Annotated in this window: 18 protein-coding genes and 1 other annotated feature; all 18 genes read left to right on the top strand. The window is 50.8% G+C overall.

What is annotated here, in order from left to right; all coding sequences use genetic code 11:
• The 18 genes from ispD (at nucleotide 1) to rpoB (ending at nucleotide 16,984) form a co-directional block, all read left to right on the top strand.
• Nucleotides 1-696, top strand: a complete 696-nt coding sequence (ispD, locus tag AC3RCL_RS28965) for a 2-C-methyl-D-erythritol 4-phosphate cytidylyltransferase (protein WP_096777179.1) — start codon at nucleotides 1-3, stop codon at nucleotides 694-696.
• Nucleotides 693-1,181, top strand: a complete 489-nt coding sequence (gene ispF / locus AC3RCL_RS28960) for a 2-C-methyl-D-erythritol 2,4-cyclodiphosphate synthase (RefSeq protein ID WP_009591976.1) — start codon at nucleotides 693-695, stop codon at nucleotides 1,179-1,181. The genes ispD and ispF overlap by 4 nt, the downstream gene beginning before the upstream one ends.
• A 68-nt stretch (nucleotides 1,182-1,249) precedes the next feature.
• Nucleotides 1,250-2,713, top strand: a complete 1,464-nt coding sequence (gltX, locus tag AC3RCL_RS28955) for a glutamate--tRNA ligase (RefSeq protein WP_090914121.1) — start codon at nucleotides 1,250-1,252, stop codon at nucleotides 2,711-2,713.
• Between the two features lie 690 nt (nucleotides 2,714-3,403).
• Nucleotides 3,404-4,093 (top strand): serine O-acetyltransferase, encoded by a 690-nt coding sequence (gene cysE / locus AC3RCL_RS28950; protein ID WP_036662760.1) that lies wholly within the window; start codon nucleotides 3,404-3,406, stop codon nucleotides 4,091-4,093.
• A gap of 154 nt (nucleotides 4,094-4,247) precedes the next feature.
• The gene (gene cysS / locus AC3RCL_RS28945) at nucleotides 4,248-5,654 is read left to right on the top strand and encodes a cysteine--tRNA ligase (protein ID WP_492533368.1); all 1,407 of its coding nucleotides are present in this window, start codon (nucleotides 4,248-4,250) and stop codon (nucleotides 5,652-5,654) included.
• On the top strand, nucleotides 5,651-6,094 hold the full coding sequence (locus AC3RCL_RS28940) for a Mini-ribonuclease 3 (protein WP_192570478.1): 444 nt from the start codon (nucleotides 5,651-5,653) through the stop codon (nucleotides 6,092-6,094). Before cysS ends, AC3RCL_RS28940 begins: the two co-directional genes overlap by 4 nt.
• Before the next feature lie 92 nt (nucleotides 6,095-6,186).
• On the top strand, nucleotides 6,187-6,939 hold the full coding sequence (gene rlmB, locus AC3RCL_RS28935; protein ID WP_492533365.1) for a 23S rRNA (guanosine(2251)-2'-O)-methyltransferase RlmB: 753 nt from the start codon (nucleotides 6,187-6,189) through the stop codon (nucleotides 6,937-6,939).
• Between the two features lie 5 nt (nucleotides 6,940-6,944).
• Nucleotides 6,945-7,463, top strand: coding sequence for an NYN domain-containing protein (locus tag AC3RCL_RS28930; protein ID WP_071221026.1), 519 nt, complete (start codon nucleotides 6,945-6,947; stop codon nucleotides 7,461-7,463).
• Nucleotides 7,464-7,668: 205 nt separating this feature from the next.
• On the top strand, nucleotides 7,669-8,313 hold the full coding sequence (gene sigH, locus AC3RCL_RS28925) for an RNA polymerase sporulation sigma factor SigH (protein WP_194544959.1): 645 nt from the start codon (nucleotides 7,669-7,671) through the stop codon (nucleotides 8,311-8,313).
• Between the two features lie 575 nt (nucleotides 8,314-8,888).
• A complete protein-coding gene (gene rpmG / locus AC3RCL_RS28920; RefSeq protein ID WP_006212941.1) occupies nucleotides 8,889-9,038 on the top strand; it encodes a 50S ribosomal protein L33 in 150 nt (49 codons plus the stop codon).
• 24 nt (nucleotides 9,039-9,062) lie between these two features.
• Nucleotides 9,063-9,254, top strand: a complete 192-nt coding sequence (gene secE / locus AC3RCL_RS28915) for a preprotein translocase subunit SecE (protein WP_006212940.1) — start codon at nucleotides 9,063-9,065, stop codon at nucleotides 9,252-9,254.
• Between the two features lie 21 nt (nucleotides 9,255-9,275).
• Nucleotides 9,276-9,809: a transcription termination/antitermination protein NusG gene (gene nusG / locus AC3RCL_RS28910; RefSeq protein WP_006212939.1), complete on the top strand. Its 534-nt coding sequence runs from the start codon at nucleotides 9,276-9,278 to the stop codon at nucleotides 9,807-9,809.
• A gap of 71 nt (nucleotides 9,810-9,880) precedes the next feature.
• Nucleotides 9,881-10,306, top strand: a complete 426-nt coding sequence (rplK, locus tag AC3RCL_RS28905) for a 50S ribosomal protein L11 (RefSeq protein ID WP_006212938.1) — start codon at nucleotides 9,881-9,883, stop codon at nucleotides 10,304-10,306.
• A gap of 80 nt (nucleotides 10,307-10,386) precedes the next feature.
• Entirely contained in the window at nucleotides 10,387-11,079 is a 693-nt protein-coding gene (rplA, locus tag AC3RCL_RS28900) for a 50S ribosomal protein L1 (protein ID WP_009591966.1), read from the top strand.
• 69 nt (nucleotides 11,080-11,148) lie between these two features.
• Nucleotides 11,149-11,307 (top strand) — a sequence feature (ribosomal protein L10 leader region).
• Between the two features lie 58 nt (nucleotides 11,308-11,365).
• Complete coding sequence (gene rplJ, locus AC3RCL_RS28895; RefSeq protein ID WP_009591975.1) at nucleotides 11,366-11,869, top strand: 50S ribosomal protein L10; 504 nt, start codon at nucleotides 11,366-11,368, stop codon at nucleotides 11,867-11,869.
• Nucleotides 11,870-11,937: 68 nt separating this feature from the next.
• Nucleotides 11,938-12,300, top strand: coding sequence for a 50S ribosomal protein L7/L12 (rplL, locus tag AC3RCL_RS28890; protein WP_009591984.1), 363 nt, complete (start codon nucleotides 11,938-11,940; stop codon nucleotides 12,298-12,300).
• 184 nt (nucleotides 12,301-12,484) lie between these two features.
• Nucleotides 12,485-13,090, top strand: coding sequence for a class I SAM-dependent methyltransferase (locus AC3RCL_RS28885; protein WP_213581000.1), 606 nt, complete (start codon nucleotides 12,485-12,487; stop codon nucleotides 13,088-13,090).
• 348 nt (nucleotides 13,091-13,438) lie between these two features.
• On the top strand, nucleotides 13,439-16,984 hold the full coding sequence (rpoB, locus tag AC3RCL_RS28880; RefSeq protein WP_036662748.1) for a DNA-directed RNA polymerase subunit beta: 3,546 nt from the start codon (nucleotides 13,439-13,441) through the stop codon (nucleotides 16,982-16,984).
• Nucleotides 16,985-17,076: the final 92 nt, after the last annotated feature.

The following is a 17,076-nucleotide window of genomic DNA, read 5'->3' as shown; positions in this document are numbered from 1 at the left end:
ATGAGTAACTTCGGCGCCGTCATCGTAGCGGCGGGAAAAGGAACGAGGATGGGCACCCGGGAGAGCAAGCAGTACTTGGTTCTGGACGGTAAGCCCATTATCGTTCATACGCTTGAAGCATTCAGCCGGATACCATGGCTGCAGGAAATTGTGCTTGTAACGGGGATGGAGGATGTTCCTCGCTGCCAGTCCTGGGTGCAGGAATACGGTTTGGATAAGGTGTCTGCCGTAATCCCGGGCGGAAGCGAGAGACAACAGTCCGTATATCAAGGCATCAAGCAAATCTCTTCAGAATGGGTAATGATACATGACGGCGTAAGGCCGTTCGTAACGCAAGAGGAAATTGAAGCCTGCCGCGATGCGGCGATCCGCGAAGGCGCCTCGGTACTCGGGGTTCCCGTGAAGGATACGATTAAGCAGGTGAACGGTAAGGGGCTGATTACAGGTACCCCGGACCGTCAAAGTCTGTGGGCCGTCCAGACCCCACAGGCTTTTCGTCTTTCCGACCTGCTGTCCGCGCATGAAGCTGCGGCGAAGGAGGGATTCGCCGGCACCGACGACGCCATGCTGATGGAGCGGGCAGGGCATCCGGTCACCGTGGTGGAGGGGAAATACAGCAACATCAAAATCACCACGCCGGAGGATCTGGAATATGCGGCTTTTTTACAGAAACGTAAGGGAGAGGACATGGAATGATTCGAGTAGGACAAGGGTTTGACGTACATCAGCTCGTAGAAGGAAGGCCGTGCATCATCGGAGGGGTCACGATTCCGCATGACAAAGGTCTGCTCGGGCACTCCGACGCCGACGTGCTGCTGCACGCCGTGACGGACGCGATCCTGGGGGCGCTGGGGCTTGGCGACATCGGACGCCATTTTCCCGATAACGATCCTGCCTTTAAAGACGCCGACAGCCTGAAGCTTTTGGAACAGGTATGGGTCATGGCAAAGGAACGCGGGTATAGACTTGGTAATATCGATTCCACGATTATTGCCCAGAAGCCGAAGATGGCGCCATACATTCCGCAAATGGCGGAAGTGATCGCTAAAGCGCTGGATGCCGAGGTGGATCAGGTGAACGTGAAGGCGACCACCACCGAGCAGCTCGGGTTTACCGGCAGGGGCGAAGGAATCGCCGCGCAGTCGGTTGTCTGCCTTGTAAAAGGTGTGCTATCATCTTGAAGTATGCGTTCAAAAAGGGAGTTTTTGAACTGGGAAACTTTGTAGAATAGGGAAGCGGAGGGGTTACAATGACCGGAGAAGTCCGCGTGCGCTACGCACCGAGTCCAACGGGACATTTACATATCGGCAATGCCAGAACGGCATTATTCAATTATTTATTCGCCCGCAAGAACAACGGGAAATTCATTATCCGCATCGAGGATACGGATGTGAAACGCAACGTGGAAGGCGGCGAGCAGAGCCAGCTGAAGTACTTGAAGTGGCTGGGCATGGATTGGGACGAGAGCGTGGATGTCGGGGGCGAGTACGGACCTTATCGCCAGACCGAGCGCCTTGATATTTATAAAGAATATTGGCAGGACCTTCTGGATCGCGGGCTTGCTTACCGCTGCTACTGCACGGAGGAAGAGCTGGAGCAGGAGCGGGAAGAGCAGATGGCTCGGGGCGAAACGCCGCGCTATTCCGGGAAGCATCGCGATTTGACCGAAGAGCAGCGCCAGGCGCTTGAGGCCGAAGGCCGCGTGGCGAGCATCCGCTTCCGCGTGCCGGAAGACCGCGTCTACACGTTCGACGATATGGTGAAGGGCACGATTTCGTTTAACAGCAAAGAGACGGGCGACTTCGTCATCGTCAAAAAAGACGGCATTCCTACCTACAATTTCGCGGTAGCTTTGGATGATCATCTCATGAAGATCAGCCATGTGCTGCGCGGGGAGGATCATATCTCCAATACGCCGCGTCAGCTGATGATCTATGAAGCCTTCGGGTGGGAGCCCCCTCAGTTCGGGCATATGACCCTGATCGTGGGCGAGGATCACAAGAAGCTGAGCAAGCGCAACGAATCGATCATCCAGTTCATCGAGCAGTATGACCAGCTTGGTTATTTGCCTGAAGCGCTGTTCAACTTCATCTCGCTGCTGGGCTGGTCTCCGGAAGGGGAAGAGGAAGTGTTCTCCCAAGAGCAGCTGATCTCGATCTTCGATGAGCATCGCTTGTCCAAGAGCCCGGCGGTATTCGACACGAACAAGCTGGCTCATATGAACAACACGTACATTAAGAACGCGGATCCGGACCGGATCGCCGATTTGGCCATTCCGCATTTGCAGAAAGCCAGCCGTTTGCCGTCCAAGCTTACGGCCGAGCAGGAGGAATGGGCACGCGCGCTCGTGGCGCTCTATCAGGAGCAGATGACGGCGGCTTCGGATATCGTGGATCTGTCGGAAGTATTCTTCCGCACGCACCTGGAGCTGGATGCCGAGGGGATCGAAGTGATGGGCGGCGAGCAGGTGCCTGCCGTACTGTCCGCATTCCTGGCGAAGATCGAACAGTCCGATGAGTTTAACGCGCAGAAGATCGCCGCCATGATCAAGGAAGTCCAGAAGGAGACCGGGTTTAAGGGCAAACAGCTCTTCATGCCGATCCGCGTAGCCCTGACGGGACAAACCCATGGCCGCGACTTGAACCAGACGATCTGGCTGCTTGGCAGGGACCGCGTGCTTGACCGTTTGCGTTCCCAGATCAAGGGCGCATAACTCGGGCGGCATCCGTAATAAACGTTCCTTGTCAGCCCGTATATCATCAGTTATAATTACACCAAACTAGAAGTGAAATATTCTTTGATCTAGGGTTTTATTAAATGGTGCATTTACTCATACAGGGAAGTAGCGGAGAAGGACGGAATTGTGCTGGAGAAGCGAAGCGTTCGCCTTTGCCTTCCGATTTCAACCTAAATTAATATCGTTAAAGAAATCGGAGGGCAACAGCGATCGGAAGCACAATCCGTCAGCGCAGCGTCTCTAGTGAGCCACGCGGTCATTTATGAAGTCTGGATCAACAACTATAAACGTTTAAAAAGCTACGATCAGGAGAAGTACGCGTAAAACAGGCACGTTCCAGAGAGGACAATCGGCAGAAGACAAGAACCACTTGAATTTGCCGGCTGAGAGTTGTCCCGTCGCCTGCAGCGGAAATGCACCTGTGAGCTGCATGGTTGAAGCGAACGCAATCGTTAGATCATGCCGGTCGTCTGCCGTTAATGACATGAAGAGAATCGGTAGAATCCGTCCCTGACGAAGGGAGGAGTCTTGTGCCGGTTCGAAGCAGAGTGGAACCGCGGTCTAGCGCCTCTGCAGCGATAAGCTGCAGAGGCGTTTTTTATTACAGGAATAACGATGGATAGCAAGTTGCATGCGCGATTGGAAGAGGGGAAAGAGGGAGCGTTCATGTTTAAACAGATGAAATCGGATATTCGGACAGTGTTCGAGAATGACCCGGCCGCCCGGGGACTTTTTGAAGTGGTATTCACCTACTCGGGACTTCACGCCCTGTGGGCGCACCGGGTGGCTCATGCATTATTTAAGCGGCGGTGGTATACGCTGGCACGGATCATATCTCAGATCAGCCGGTTCATGACAGGCATCGAGATTCATCCGGGCGCCCGTATCGGGAGTCGGCTGTTCATCGACCATGGCATGGGGGTTGTCATTGGAGAGACCTGCGAGATCGGAGACGACGTGGTGATCTACCAGGGGGTGACCCTTGGCGGAACCGGTAAGGAAAAAGGCAAGCGGCATCCGACCATCGGCAACAACGTGGTCATCGGATCCGGAGCGAAAGTGCTAGGTTCTTTTACGATTGGGGATAACTGTAACATCGGATCCAACGCGGTCGTATTAAGGCCCGTACCCCCGAACAGCACCGTTGTCGGCAATCCCGGCAAAGTCGTGAAACAGAACGGGGAGCGGGTGCGCGACCGGCTGGATCACACGAATCTGCCCGATCCGATTGTCGATACGCTCCGTTCGATGCAGAAGGAGATCGATCAGCTCCGGGCGGAGCTGGATGAGAGCAAGGGAAGCCGGCATCAAGCGATGGTTTCCGAGGCTGTCGTGTCTTCGGCCAAGGAAGAATAGAAGAACTCCCATAACCTTGGATGCCTTGGACGATGCATAGCCTGACTTCATATAGCGATTTCGATACATCATCTTCAACATGAATCAATGCGTTACGCAGGCTTTGAATTAAAAGACAATAAGCGATGGAACGAAAGGATTGAGATGATACAATATGGCACTGCAAATCTATAACACGCTAACCCGCATGAAAGAAACGTTTGTTGCCCAGGAACCCGGAAAGGTAAAGATCTACGTATGCGGTCCTACCGTATACGACTATATCCATATCGGCAATGCCCGCCCGATGATTTTTTTCGACGTGGTTCGAGCGTACTTCGAGAATCAGGGCAACGACGTGAATTACGTGGTGAACTTCACGGACGTGGATGACAAAATGATTCGGAAAGCGGAGCAAACCGGGACGACCGTTCCGGAGGTTGCGGAGAAGTTCATCAGCGCCTATTACGAGGATTTGGACGGTCTCGGCATACCCAGAGCGACATTGAATCCGCGGGTAACGGACAATATGGAGAGCATCATCGAATTCATCCAGGAGCTCATTGATCGCGACTTTGCTTATGAGAACGGCGGAGACGTATTCTACCGGACCCGCAAGTTCGACGACTACGGCAAGCTGTCCCAGCAGAACCTCGATGAGCTGCAGTTCGGGATCCGGATCGAAGTGGATAAGCGGAAGGAAAATCCGGAGGATTTCGTGCTGTGGAAAGCCGCGAAACCGGGAGAGATCTACTGGAGCAGTCCATGGGGCGACGGCCGCCCGGGCTGGCATATCGAGTGCTCCGCCATGGCTCGCCGCTATCTCGGGGATACCTTGGATATCCACGGCGGCGGCCAGGATCTGCAGTTCCCGCACCATGAATGCGAAGTGGCGCAGTCCGAGGCATTGACGGGCAAACCGCTCGCGAACTATTGGATGCATAATGGATATATCCGCATCAACAACGAGAAAATGTCGAAATCGCTGGGCAACGGCGTATTGGTTAAGGAACTTCGTGAACAATATACGAAAGAAGCCGTTCGCTATTTCATGTTGTCCACCCACTACCGCAACCCGCTGAATTACAGCGACGAGGTGATGGAACAGGCACAGAACAGCGTGGAACGCCTCGCGAATGCGGCGGCAAACGTCGAACATCGATTGGGCACGGCGATCGGCTCCAAGGACGATCAAGTCAGCCAGGACGTAGCCGACAAAATATCGGTCGTGCTTGTCGAATTTCACGAGAAAATGCAGGACGATTTCAACACGCCGGACGCCATCACCGCGATGTTCCAATGGGCCAGCGAGGCGAATCAGCTGCTGAAGGAAGCATCGATTCCTGCCGCGGATCTGCATGAAGTGCTGCGTGCTTTCAACGAAATGAACGGCGTGCTCCGCATCGTGAACACAGGTACGGATGAATTGCTGGATGAGGAAATCGAAGCGCTGATTGCCGAACGTGTCGAAGCCCGCAAGAATAAAAACTGGGCCCGAGCGGACGAAATCCGCGACAAGCTGGCGGACGAAGGCATCGTGCTGGAGGATACGGCGCAGGGCATGCGCTGGCGGCGTAAATGAGCGGGGATAAGCATCGGGATCCTGCAGTAGGCTGGTTTGATTTTCCGCCATCGAAGCCGGCCCGTTTAATCCCGCCCATCGTGCTCGCTTATATCGGGGATGCCATTTATGAGGTGGCGGTGAGGCAGTTTCTGATATCACGGGCCAATCTCCGTCCCCATCACTTGCACCGTTCGGCCACGAGCTTCGTTTCGGCGAAGGCGCAGAGCCGGATATTGGCTTTTCTGGATCCGGAGCTGACGGAAGAAGAGCGCGATGTGGTGCGTCAGGGGCGCAATGCCAAATCAGGCAGCATACCGAAGAATGCCGACGTGCTGGAATATCGGCATGCAACGGCATTCGAGACGCTGGTTGGGTATTTATATTATGCGGGAGAGCAGGACCGTCTCCGTGAACTCATCGGAAAGAGCATCGAGTTTATCGAAGGGTCCGTTAAATAAACCGTGTGGCAATATAGGCATCAACATGAAACGATACAGCCGGTTTTTCCCAAGCGAGGGGGACGCCGGCTGATATGCAGGAGGAGACCTACATGATGCAAGAAGAGGAAGTAGTAGCCGGTAAGCATTCCGTCACGGAAGCGCTCAAATCCGGACGCACGATCAATAAAATATGGATTGCCGAAAACGCGCAAAAGCATCTGACCCTGCCGATCATCGCGGAAGCGAAGAAGCTGGGCATCGTCGTTCAGCATGTGGACAAACGGAAGCTGGATCAGATGGTTCCCGGAGTCCAGCATCAAGGCGTGGTTGCCCAAGCGGCACCCTATGCTTATGTGGAAGTGGAGGATTTGCTGAAAGTTGCAGAGGAAAAAGGCGAACCGCCTTTCTTGCTGCTTCTCGACGAGATCGAGGATCCGCACAATCTGGGCTCGATTCTCCGGACGGCAGACTGCACGGGTGCTCATGGCGTCATACTGCCTAAGCGCAGATCCGCCCAAGTAACGGCAACGGTATCCAAAACATCCGCCGGCGCAGTGGAGTATGTGCCCGTAGCTAGGGTGACCAATCTGGGCCAAACCATCGATCAGCTGAAGGAAATGGGTGTGTGGGTTGTCGGGACCGTTGTTGATGCCGTTCAGGAATTGTATGACACCGAGGTTTTTGACGGGCCGGTTGCTATCGTTATCGGTAATGAGAATAAAGGGATGGGGCGTCTGATCCGTGAGAAATGCGATGTGCTTGTGAAACTGCCGATGGCCGGAAAGATCAACTCGCTTAATGCCTCGGTAGCCGCAGGTGTCGTTATGTACGAAGTGCTTCGCCGTCGCCGCCTTCAAGGTTAGCAATGATGGCCGATTGGCGGGATGTGCTGCTGGTCGACGGTTATAATATGATCGGCGGCTGGCCATATCTTGCGAAGCTCGCCAATAGCAGCATGCATGAAGCGCGAGACATGCTGCTGGAGAAATTAGCGGATTACCAGGCGTTCTCAGGCCTCAGAGTCGTGGTGATTTTTGACGCATACCGTGTTCCTGGACTGGGGAAATCCTACACGCAAGGCAAGGTTCAGGTGTTTTTTACGAAGGAGAAAGAAACCGCCGATGAGTGCATTGAACGGCTAGTCGGGGAGTTTAGCCACCGTCGGCGTAAAATTTATGTGGCGACCAGCGATTTAATTGAGCAGCACGTGATTTTTGCTCGGGGAGCACTCCGGCTGTCCGCCCGGGAATTGCTTAACGAGGTGGAGCAAAGTGAGCGCGAAGTGAAGCAAAAAATAACGAAAGAGCAGACTAAGAGCAGGAATACACTTGACGGGAAGCTGCCGCCGGATGTGAGACAGGCGTTCGAGCGCTGGCGAAGAGAATAGAACTGTTTTACACAATAGGGACGAGAGGTCGGCTCATTTGGAGAATGAAAACGGTATATGAATCTATGAAAAAGTTTACATTAAATGTTATTATCGGTCTATTTTAGGTAGAACGTAGTTGACGGTCTAGTAGACATCATATATACTTGTCATATATTTCAAGCGAGTGACGGGCTACCGTGCGTTCCGGGCCGGAGGGATTCTATTGAGTGTGGACCTCAAGGAAGTCATGTTGTCAGGGTATGATGTGATAAGCGATGAAGACATTGTCGAGGCGGTCCGCGAGGGTGATAGCGGGGCGCTGGAGTATTTGATCAATAAATACCGGAATTTTGTACGTGCTAAAGCCCGCTCCTATTTTCTGATTGGCGCTGACCGGGAAGATATTGTCCAGGAAGGCATGATCGGGCTGTACAAGGCAATTCGTGATTTTAAAGGGGATAAGCTGTCCTCGTTCAAGGCCTTTGCCGAGCTCTGCATTACCAGGCAGATCATTACGGCAATTAAGACCGCTACGAGACAGAAGCATATTCCGCTCAATTCGTATGTCTCATTGGACAAGCCGATTTATGATGAGGATTCGGACCGTACGCTGCTGGATGTCATTTGCGGTACTGCGGTAAGCGATCCGGAGGAACTGATCATCAATCAAGAGGAATTTGTCGGCCTGGAAGACAAGATGTCAGAGATCTTAAGCGAGCTGGAACGGAAAGTCCTGATGCTCTATTTGGACGGTCGATCCTATCAAGAGATTGCGGTAGATTTAAGGCGTCATGTAAAATCGATTGACAATGCACTCCAGCGAGTAAAGCGAAAGCTTGAACGTTATCTGGAAGTCAGGGATAATTAATAGCAAGTGTCGGATAAGAAGCAGAAGGCTCAATCAGAGCCTTTTTTTAATTGCCTGATCGTTATTGAATCAGGATGGCCGGCGAAGGATCTTTTTTATACTTTGTCGCCATTTATTTTTAGCTGGCAGATATGATAGGACGAAATTCCAAGATGTCCATTTTCGCAAAACGCAAAATGTGTAATATTTGGTGTTTCATCTCTTGGAAGATTGAACATACTGGATATAGACTAAATGCTATGCAGGATGGACAAAGACTGTGAAACGCCACAGTTTTTTACAGCGAGATGTTTACAATATTCCGGGGACTCATTCCCTGGTTTAGCTGGCAATGGCATTTATTGCAGCCCGCAATCAGAGAGAAAAAGGCTTGAAATGGCGCTATCCTTGTGATAAAGTGTTTTAGGTAGGCCTAAATTCGCGTGTTTTATGAATGGATCGTTGTTACAGCTTTTGGAACAACGGTTTTATTCATCTCGCAGAAATAACCGGGTTTCGATGAGAACAAGGTTGTTTCTACTAGGATCAATATCGATTCTTCTGACAAAGAAGGACGTCTTCGGGAGGTGCACATCATGCGGGTAATTATCACTTTGGCTTGTACAAGCTGCAAACAAAGAAACTACACAACCACCAAAAACAAGCGAAATCACCCCGACCGCATGGAGATGAAGAAATTTTGCAAGTTCTGTAACGAGCAAACTCCTCATCGCGAAACCAGATAGTTTTCTTTTGGAGGTGTAGTCGGCGTGAAACGTGGTTTCAAGTCTCTGTTTTCCTTTTTCTCTGAAAGCTGGGCGGAACTTAAAAAAGTTCGCTGGCCCAATCGTAAAGAACTGACGAACTATACTTTAATTGTTCTCGGCACCATTGTGTTTGTCACGATTTATTTTTGGGTTGTAGACATCGGTATTTCCGCTGTGATCGAAGCGATAATTTAGAAGGGTCCCAGGTGGCTTGATATGGAAAAAAGATGGTACGTAGTTCATACCTACTCTGGGTATGAGAATAAAGTCAAAGCCAATTTGGAAAAACGTGTCGAGTCCATGGGCATGGAGGACAAAATATTCCGCGTTCTTGTTCCGATGGAAGAAGAAATCGTAAACAAAGACGGCAAGAAAAAAACCGTCATGCGTAAAGTTTACCCGGGATATGTCTTGGTCGAAATGATTCAGACCGATGATTCTTGGTATGTTGTCCGCAATACACCAGGAGTGACCGGTTTTGTTGGTTCGACAGGGTCCGGTTCTAAACCGACGCCTTTGCTTCCAGAAGAAGTAGAACAGATTCTGAAGCATATGGGCATGGAAGAGCCGAAACCGAAGATCGAATTCGACATCAAGGAATCCGTTCGTATCAAGGTTGGTCCTTTTGCGAATTTTGTGGGCTCCGTGGAAGAGATTTTGGCTGAAAAGAGCAAGTTGAAAGTTCACGTCAACATGTTTGGACGGGAAACCCCGCTGGAGTTGGATTATACTCAAGTGGAGAAGATCTAATTCTTCAGGTTTCTTGTGGGAGGGCGTGTCAAAGCGTCCGCTACCACTATTGATGCAAGGAGGTGTCAACCATGGCTAAGAAAGTTATCAAGATTGTGAAATTGCAAATTCCTGCAGGTAAAGCGAATCCGGCTCCTCCAGTAGGTCCTGCATTGGGTCAAGCGGGTGTCAACATCATGGCATTCTGTAAAGAGTTCAACGCACGTACTGCTGATCAAGCTGGTCTGATCATTCCGGTTGAAATTTCGGTGTTTGAAGATCGTTCCTTTACGTTCATCACGAAAACTCCACCGGCTGCTGTTCTGCTTCGTGTGGCTGCTAAGATCGAAAAAGGATCCGGCGAGCCTAACAAGAAGAAGGTGGCTACCGTTAAGCGTGACGCTGTTCGTCAAATCGCTGAGCAAAAAATGCCTGACCTGAACGCTGCATCTGTTGAAGCTGCAATGAAGATGGTAGAAGGTACTGCCCGTAGTATGGGTATCACAATCGAAGACTAATCGTCTTTCGGTTGAAACCGGACGAGGTTCGGATTATGTGGGAGGAATTTCCGCTAACACCACAAAGGAGGAAAACAAACATGGCTAAACACGGTAAGAAATACGTTGAAGCTGCGAAGCTGATTGACAGCGAAGCAACTTATGAGCCTTTGGAAGCTGTAGAGCTTGTGAAGAAGGCTGCAACTGCCAAATTCGACGAAACTGTTGAAGCGGCTGTACGTTTGGGTGTAGACCCACGTAAACAAGACCAGGCTGTTCGTGGTGTTGTTGTCTTGCCTCACGGCACAGGTAAAACACAACGCGTTCTGGTATTTGCAAAAGGTGAAAAAGCGAAAGAGGCAGAAGCTGCTGGCGCTGATTTTGTTGGCGATCAAGACATGATCAACAAAATCCAACAAGGCTGGTTCGAGTTCGATGTCTGCGTAGCTACACCTGATATGATGAGTGAAGTCGGTAAACTTGGCCGTCTGCTCGGTGGTAAAGGCCTGATGCCTAACCCTAAAGCTGGTACGGTTACATTCGATGTTGCCAAGGCTGTTCAAGAAATCAAAGCCGGTAAAATCGAGTACCGTCTGGACAAAGCAGGTCAAATTCACGCGCCGATCGGTAAAGTGTCTTTCGATGCAGCTCAATTGAATGAGAACCTCAAAGCTCTCATCGATGCATTGAATCGTGCGAAACCAGCTGCTGCTAAAGGTGTATACCTGAAAGGCATCGCTGTTTCCTCGACAATGGGACCAAGCGCTCGCGTGAACACAACCGTCTACAGATAATATTACCATTGACTTTGGTCAATGAGGTTTGATATTATGTAACAGTTGTGAGTCTTCGAGACTGACCCTTAAAGTTGAATATGCTTACCGTAGACAGTAGGTGCCCTAAGCAGGCTTAATTTCCTACCGAGGTGTTATGATAGAACGTCAACAATTTGTCCGGTTACTCCGGCCAAATGATGATTCATCAGGCCTTCGTGATTCTACGGAGGCTTTTTTAGTGCCCGTAGGAAGAGCGGAGAGCTTGGTGCTCTTACGCTACTAATACAACCAGGAGGTGTAATCATTGGCAAACGCAAAAGTGATTCAAGCGAAACAAGAAGCGGTTGATGTCGTTGCTGCTAAGCTGCGCGAGAGCGTATCGACAGTAGTTGCTGACTATCGCGGACTGAACGTTGCGCAAGTAACTGAACTTCGTAAACAGCTTCGTGAAGCTGGCGTCGAGTTCCAAGTACTGAAAAACACACTGCTTCGCCGTGCAACTGCGGCAGCAGAGCTGACTGATCTGGACGAAGTCCTGACTGGTCCTACAGCTGTTGCTTTTGGTACCAATGACGCTGTCGCTCCAGCAAAAATCCTCAACGATTTTGCTAAGAAAAACGACGCGTTGAAATTGAAAGGCGGCGTAGTAGAAGGCCGTGTAATCGGAGAGAGCGAAATCAAAGCTCTGGCAGAACTTCCGTCCCGCGAAGGTCTCCTCTCCATGCTCCTCAGCGTGCTTCAAGCTCCAGTGCGCAACTTCGCGCTTGCAGTTAAAGCCGTTGCTGAGAAGGAAGAACAAGGCGCATAAGCCTTGTCTTGCTGAAGCTGTGTAACAACAACTATCAAATCTTAATAATAAATGGAGGTTCAACTTAAATGAGCAAAGAGCAAATCTTGGAAGCAATTAAAGGCATGTCTGTTCTGGAACTGAACGATCTCGTAAAAGCAATCGAAGAAGAATTTGGTGTAACTGCTGCAGCTCCAGTAGCTGTTGTAGGTGGCGCTGGTGCAGCTGCTGAAGCAGAGCAATCCGAATTCGACGTAATCCTGACTAGCGCAGGCGCGTCCAAAATCAACGTAATCAAAGTGGTTCGCGAAATCACAGGTCTTGGCTTGAAAGAAGCAAAAGAACTGGTTGACAACGCTCCAAAACCATTGAAAGAAAAAGTAGCTAAAGAAGAAGCTGAAGCTGTTAAAGCTAAATTGGAAGAAGCAGGCGCATCCGTAGAAGTGAAGTAATTACTTCTCTAGATGAATGTCAGCAAGAAGCAAACCCCTTGAATATTTGTTCAAGGGGTTTGTTATTGTGGCGGGGAGTTCAACGCGTACTGATTCTCCGCAGGAAAGGTTACACTGGAATAATGGAGCGCTTAAGGCCGATATGCCTTAGACGGGCAGAATTTGATTCAAGACGGAGGAAATGATGCCGAATCAACATTATTACTCAAACCAGCCGGAGATTGCTCATGATCGTAAGGAGCTAAAGACGGAACTTCGGGGGCAGTCATTTAGTTTGGTCAGCGACGCTGGCGTATTCTCCAAGGGCGGCGTGGATTATGGCAGCAAGGTGTTGATAGACGCCATGGACTTCGGGCAGGATGCCCAAGTGCTGGATGTAGGGTGCGGGTACGGCCCGATCGGTCTAACGGCGGCAAGAATGGCCACACAAGGCCATGTGACGATGATCGACATCAATAGTCGGGCTGTCGAATTGGCCAAAGAGAATGCGAAGCGCAACGGTATAAACAACGTTACGATCTTAGAAAGCGACTTGTTTGAGGCGGTGAAGGATCAGCAATTTGATGTGGTTCTGACCAATCCGCCGATTCGTGCGGGAAAAGAAACGGTGCATGCCATATTCGAGGAATCGTGGAAACATCTGCGCGAGAATGGACAGTTGTGGGTTGTGATTCAGAAGAAGCAGGGTGCGCCTTCGGCCAAAGCGAAGCTGGAGAGTTTATTTGAACGGGTTGAGGAAGTAACGAAGGATAAAGGGTACCGAATATTCAAAGCGACGAAATCTTCTTAAAATAGTTCGACTAGGCTGTTGACTTGGGTATGCTGGTATGGTATTATTATAAAATGTCAGTATTAGGATGGTCTCTTTGTCTTTAGTTGGCTGAAATGTCAAGACTTATTATGCGGAAATACGCATAAAGTCCGTCATATTGACGTATAATATGTACATTTTGGGCAAATCTACAGGATATGAGATGATTATCATAACCATGGATAAGCTGCTCTTTTTTCGAAAAGGTATTCGATAAGGGCTTTTCTCTATTTATGGGAGTGTCCTCTGTATGTTCCATTATAGTGTTACAAACAGAGGTTCGCAATGAAATTTTTAAAGTGAGTAGACATGAGGGGTGAGTTTAAGTTGGCAGGACATCTTGTTCAATATGGTCGACGCACTCGGCGAAGTTATGCTCGTATTAACGAGGTACTCGAAGTTCCGAACCTGATTGAAATCCAACAAAAATCTTATGAATGGTTTTTGGAGGAAGGACTCCGCGAAATGTTCCAGGACATCTCGCCGATCCAGGATTTCACGGGCAATTTGGTGCTAGAGTTCATTGACTACAGCCTTGGAGAACCGAAATACACCGTCGATGACGCGAAAGAACGCGACGTTACTTATGCGGCGCCGCTCCGCGTGAAAGTCCGGCTCATTAACAAGGAGACCGGAGAGGTCAAGGAGCAGGAAGTGTTCATGGGAGACTTCCCGTTAATGACGGAAACCGGAACATTCATTATCAATGGTGCCGAACGGGTTATTGTCAGCCAGTTGGTTCGCTCTCCCAGCGTCTATTTCAGCACGAAAGTGGATAAAAACGGTAAGACGACGTACACTGCAACAGTTATCCCTAACCGCGGCGCTTGGCTGGAACTGGAGATGGACGCGAAGGACATTATTTATGTCCGGATCGACCGCACCCGTAAAATCCCTGTAACGGTGCTTTTACGTGCGCTTGGTTTTGGCACGGATGCCGAGATTTTGGATCTTCTGGGCAATGATGAATATATTCAAAATACGCTGGATAAAGACAACACGGACTCCACGGAAAAAGCGCTCATTGAAATCTATGAACGCCTTCGCCCGGGCGAGCCGCCAACACTGGAGAATGCGAAGAGCCTTCTCGTTGCCCGTTTCTTCGATCCGAAGCGTTATGATCTGGCTAACGTTGGTCGTTATAAGATCAACAAGAAGCTTCATATTAAGAACCGTCTCTTCAATCAACGTTTGGCAGAAAGTTTGATAGACATCGATACGGGCGAGATCGTTGCGGAAGCCGGTCAAACCGTAGACCGTCGTCTTTTGGACGAGATTATGCCTTACCTTGAGAAGAGCGTAGGCTTCAAGAATTATCATGTTGCCGGCGGCGTGATGGACAGCGAGGATATCCCGCTGCAAACGATCGACGTATTCTCTCCGATCGAGGACGGAAAAGTCGTGAAGGTCATCGCGAACGCAAACATCGATAAATCCGTGAAGCATATTACGCAGGCGGATATCATTTCCTCCATCAGCTACTTCATCAACCTGCTGCATGGAATCGGCAATACGGATGATATCGATCACCTGGGTAACCGTCGTCTGCGTTCTGTGGGCGAATTGCTCCAAAATCAGTTCCGTATCGGTTTGTCCCGGATGGAACGCGTTGTTCGCGAGAGAATGTCGATCCAGGATGCGAACGTGATTACGCCGCAGGCGCTCATCAACATCCGTCCGGTTATCGCATCGATCAAAGAGTTCTTCGGCAGCTCCCAGTTGTCCCAGTTCATGGATCAGACCAACCCGCTAGCGGAACTGACGCACAAACGTCGTCTGTCTGCACTCGGACCGGGCGGTTTGACGCGTGAGCGCGCGGGCTTTGAAGTGCGGGACGTTCACCACAGCCACTATGGCCGTATGTGTCCGATCGAGACGCCGGAGGGGCCGAACATCGGTCTGATCAACTCCTTGTCGACGTTTGCGCGTATCAACGAGTATGGCTTCATCGAAGCTCCGTACCGTTGGGTGGATCCGAAGACCGGTAAAGTCACGGACCAAATCGATTACCTGACTGCAGACGAAGAGGATAACTACATCGTTGCCCAGGCAAATGCCGAACTCAACGAAGACGGTACCTTCGCTGACGAAATGGTAATCGTCCGTTATAACAAGCAATCCGACAACATCCTTCCGATGCCGAGCGACCGTGTAGACTACATGGACGTATCGCCTAAGCAGGTCGTGTCGGTAGCGACGGCGCTCATCCCGTTCCTCGAGAACGATGACTCCAACCGCGCGCTGATGGGATCGAACATGCAGCGGCAGGCTGTTCCTCTTCTTATTCCTAAGGCTCCGCTCGTCGGAACCGGGATGGAGCATAAGTCTGCGAAAGACTCCGGTGTATGTATTGTATCCAAATACGACGGGATTATTGAACGTTCATCCGCCAACGAAATCTGGCTCCGCCGCGTGGAAAATATCGACGGACAAGAAGTCAAAGGCGATATTGTTAAATATAAATTACACAAATTTATGCGTTCGAACCAAGGAACATGCATCAATCAGCGTCCAATCGTCAAGCGCGGCGATGTGATCAAAAAAGGTGACATCCTGGCTGACGGACCATCCACCGAGATGGGCGAATTGGCACTGGGCCGCAACGTCGTCGTTGCGTTCATGACTTGGGAAGGCTACAACTACGAGGATGCGATTCTTCTCTCCGAGAAGCTGGTCAAAGAGGATGTGTACACTTCGATCCATATCGAGGAGTACGAATCCGAGGCTCGTGACACGAAGCTCGGTCCGGAGGAAATCACGCGCGATATTCCTAACGTAGGGGAAGAAGCGCTCAAGAACCTTGACGAGCGCGGAATCATCCGCATCGGTGCCGAAATCAGCGCTGGCGACATTCTCGTTGGTAAGGTAACGCCTAAGGGCGTAACCGAGCTGACGGCAGAGGAGCGTCTCTTGCATGCGATCTTCGGTGAGAAGGCTCGCGAAGTGCGCGATACCTCGCTGCGCGTTCCTCACGGTAGTGACGGAATCATCGTGGACGTGAAGGTGTTTACGCGTGAGAACGGCGACGAATTGCCGCCGGGCGTCAACCAATTGGTTCGCGTCTACATCGCACAGAAACGTAAAATCTCCGAAGGCGACAAAATGGCCGGACGTCACGGTAACAAAGGTGTCGTTGCCCGTATTTTGCCTGAAGAAGACATGCCGTTCCTGCCGGATGGCACGCCGGTTCAAGTTGTGTTGAACCCTCTGGGGGTTCCTTCACGGATGAACATCGGTCAGGTGCTTGAGGTTCACTTGGGTATGGCTGCGCTCCAGCTCGGCATTCACGTGGCTTCACCGGTATTCGACGGTGCAAGCGAGTATGACGTGTTTGATACGATGGAAGAAGCAGGCATGCAGCGCAATGGTAAAACCGTGTTGTACGACGGACGGACGGGCGAACGTTTTGAACGTGAAGTTACCGTCGGCGTCATGCACATGATCAAGCTCGCGCACATGGTTGACGATAAAATTCACGCCCGTTCCACGGGACCATACTCCCTCGTTACGCAGCAGCCGCTGGGTGGTAAAGCCCAGTTCGGCGGACAGCGCTTCGGTGAGATGGAAGTATGGGCGCTTGAAGCTTACGGTGCTGCCTATACGCTGCAAGAAATTCTTACCGTCAAGTCCGATGACGTGGTCGGCCGGGTGAAAACCTACGAATCGATCGTCAAAGGCGAGAACGTTCCGGAACCGGGTGTTCCTGAATCGTTCAAGGTATTGATTAAAGAGCTTCAGTCTCTCGGTATGGACGTTAAAATCCTGAGCGAGAACGAAGAGGAAATCGAGATGAAAGAACTCGATGACGAAGACGATGCTCAAGGTGATAAACTGAGCCTTAACTTGGAAGGCGCTGAAGTCGGAGTGGAATAACGGTCAATCATTCACCCCCGTCGGCTGATTAGTCGGCGGTGGTGTTATGGTCGTACAGCACATAAATAGGACTAGGTTGAGGAGGGTTGCTC

This window comes from Paenibacillus sp. MT86 (assembly GCF_058792535.1).
Note: the sequence above shows the minus strand (reverse complement) of the source record. Positions and strands in the feature narration are given on the sequence as shown.

Coding starts and splice junctions, on each gene's coding strand:
- ispD (WP_096777179.1), top strand. CDS start 1: ATGAGTAACTTCGGCGCCGTCATCGTAGCGGCGGGAAAAGGAACGAGG.
- ispF (WP_009591976.1), top strand. CDS start 693: ATGATTCGAGTAGGACAAGGGTTTGACGTACATCAGCTCGTAGAAGGA.
- gltX (WP_090914121.1), top strand. CDS start 1,250: ATGACCGGAGAAGTCCGCGTGCGCTACGCACCGAGTCCAACGGGACAT.
- cysE (WP_036662760.1), top strand. CDS start 3,404: ATGTTTAAACAGATGAAATCGGATATTCGGACAGTGTTCGAGAATGAC.
- cysS (WP_492533368.1), top strand. CDS start 4,248: ATGGCACTGCAAATCTATAACACGCTAACCCGCATGAAAGAAACGTTT.
- AC3RCL_RS28940 (WP_192570478.1), top strand. CDS start 5,651: ATGAGCGGGGATAAGCATCGGGATCCTGCAGTAGGCTGGTTTGATTTT.
- rlmB (WP_492533365.1), top strand. CDS start 6,187: ATGATGCAAGAAGAGGAAGTAGTAGCCGGTAAGCATTCCGTCACGGAA.
- AC3RCL_RS28930 (WP_071221026.1), top strand. CDS start 6,945: ATGGCCGATTGGCGGGATGTGCTGCTGGTCGACGGTTATAATATGATC.
- rpmG (WP_006212941.1), top strand. CDS start 8,889: ATGCGGGTAATTATCACTTTGGCTTGTACAAGCTGCAAACAAAGAAAC.
- nusG (WP_006212939.1), top strand. CDS start 9,276: ATGGAAAAAAGATGGTACGTAGTTCATACCTACTCTGGGTATGAGAAT.
- rplK (WP_006212938.1), top strand. CDS start 9,881: ATGGCTAAGAAAGTTATCAAGATTGTGAAATTGCAAATTCCTGCAGGT.
- rplA (WP_009591966.1), top strand. CDS start 10,387: ATGGCTAAACACGGTAAGAAATACGTTGAAGCTGCGAAGCTGATTGAC.
- rplL (WP_009591984.1), top strand. CDS start 11,938: ATGAGCAAAGAGCAAATCTTGGAAGCAATTAAAGGCATGTCTGTTCTG.
- AC3RCL_RS28885 (WP_213581000.1), top strand. CDS start 12,485: ATGCCGAATCAACATTATTACTCAAACCAGCCGGAGATTGCTCATGAT.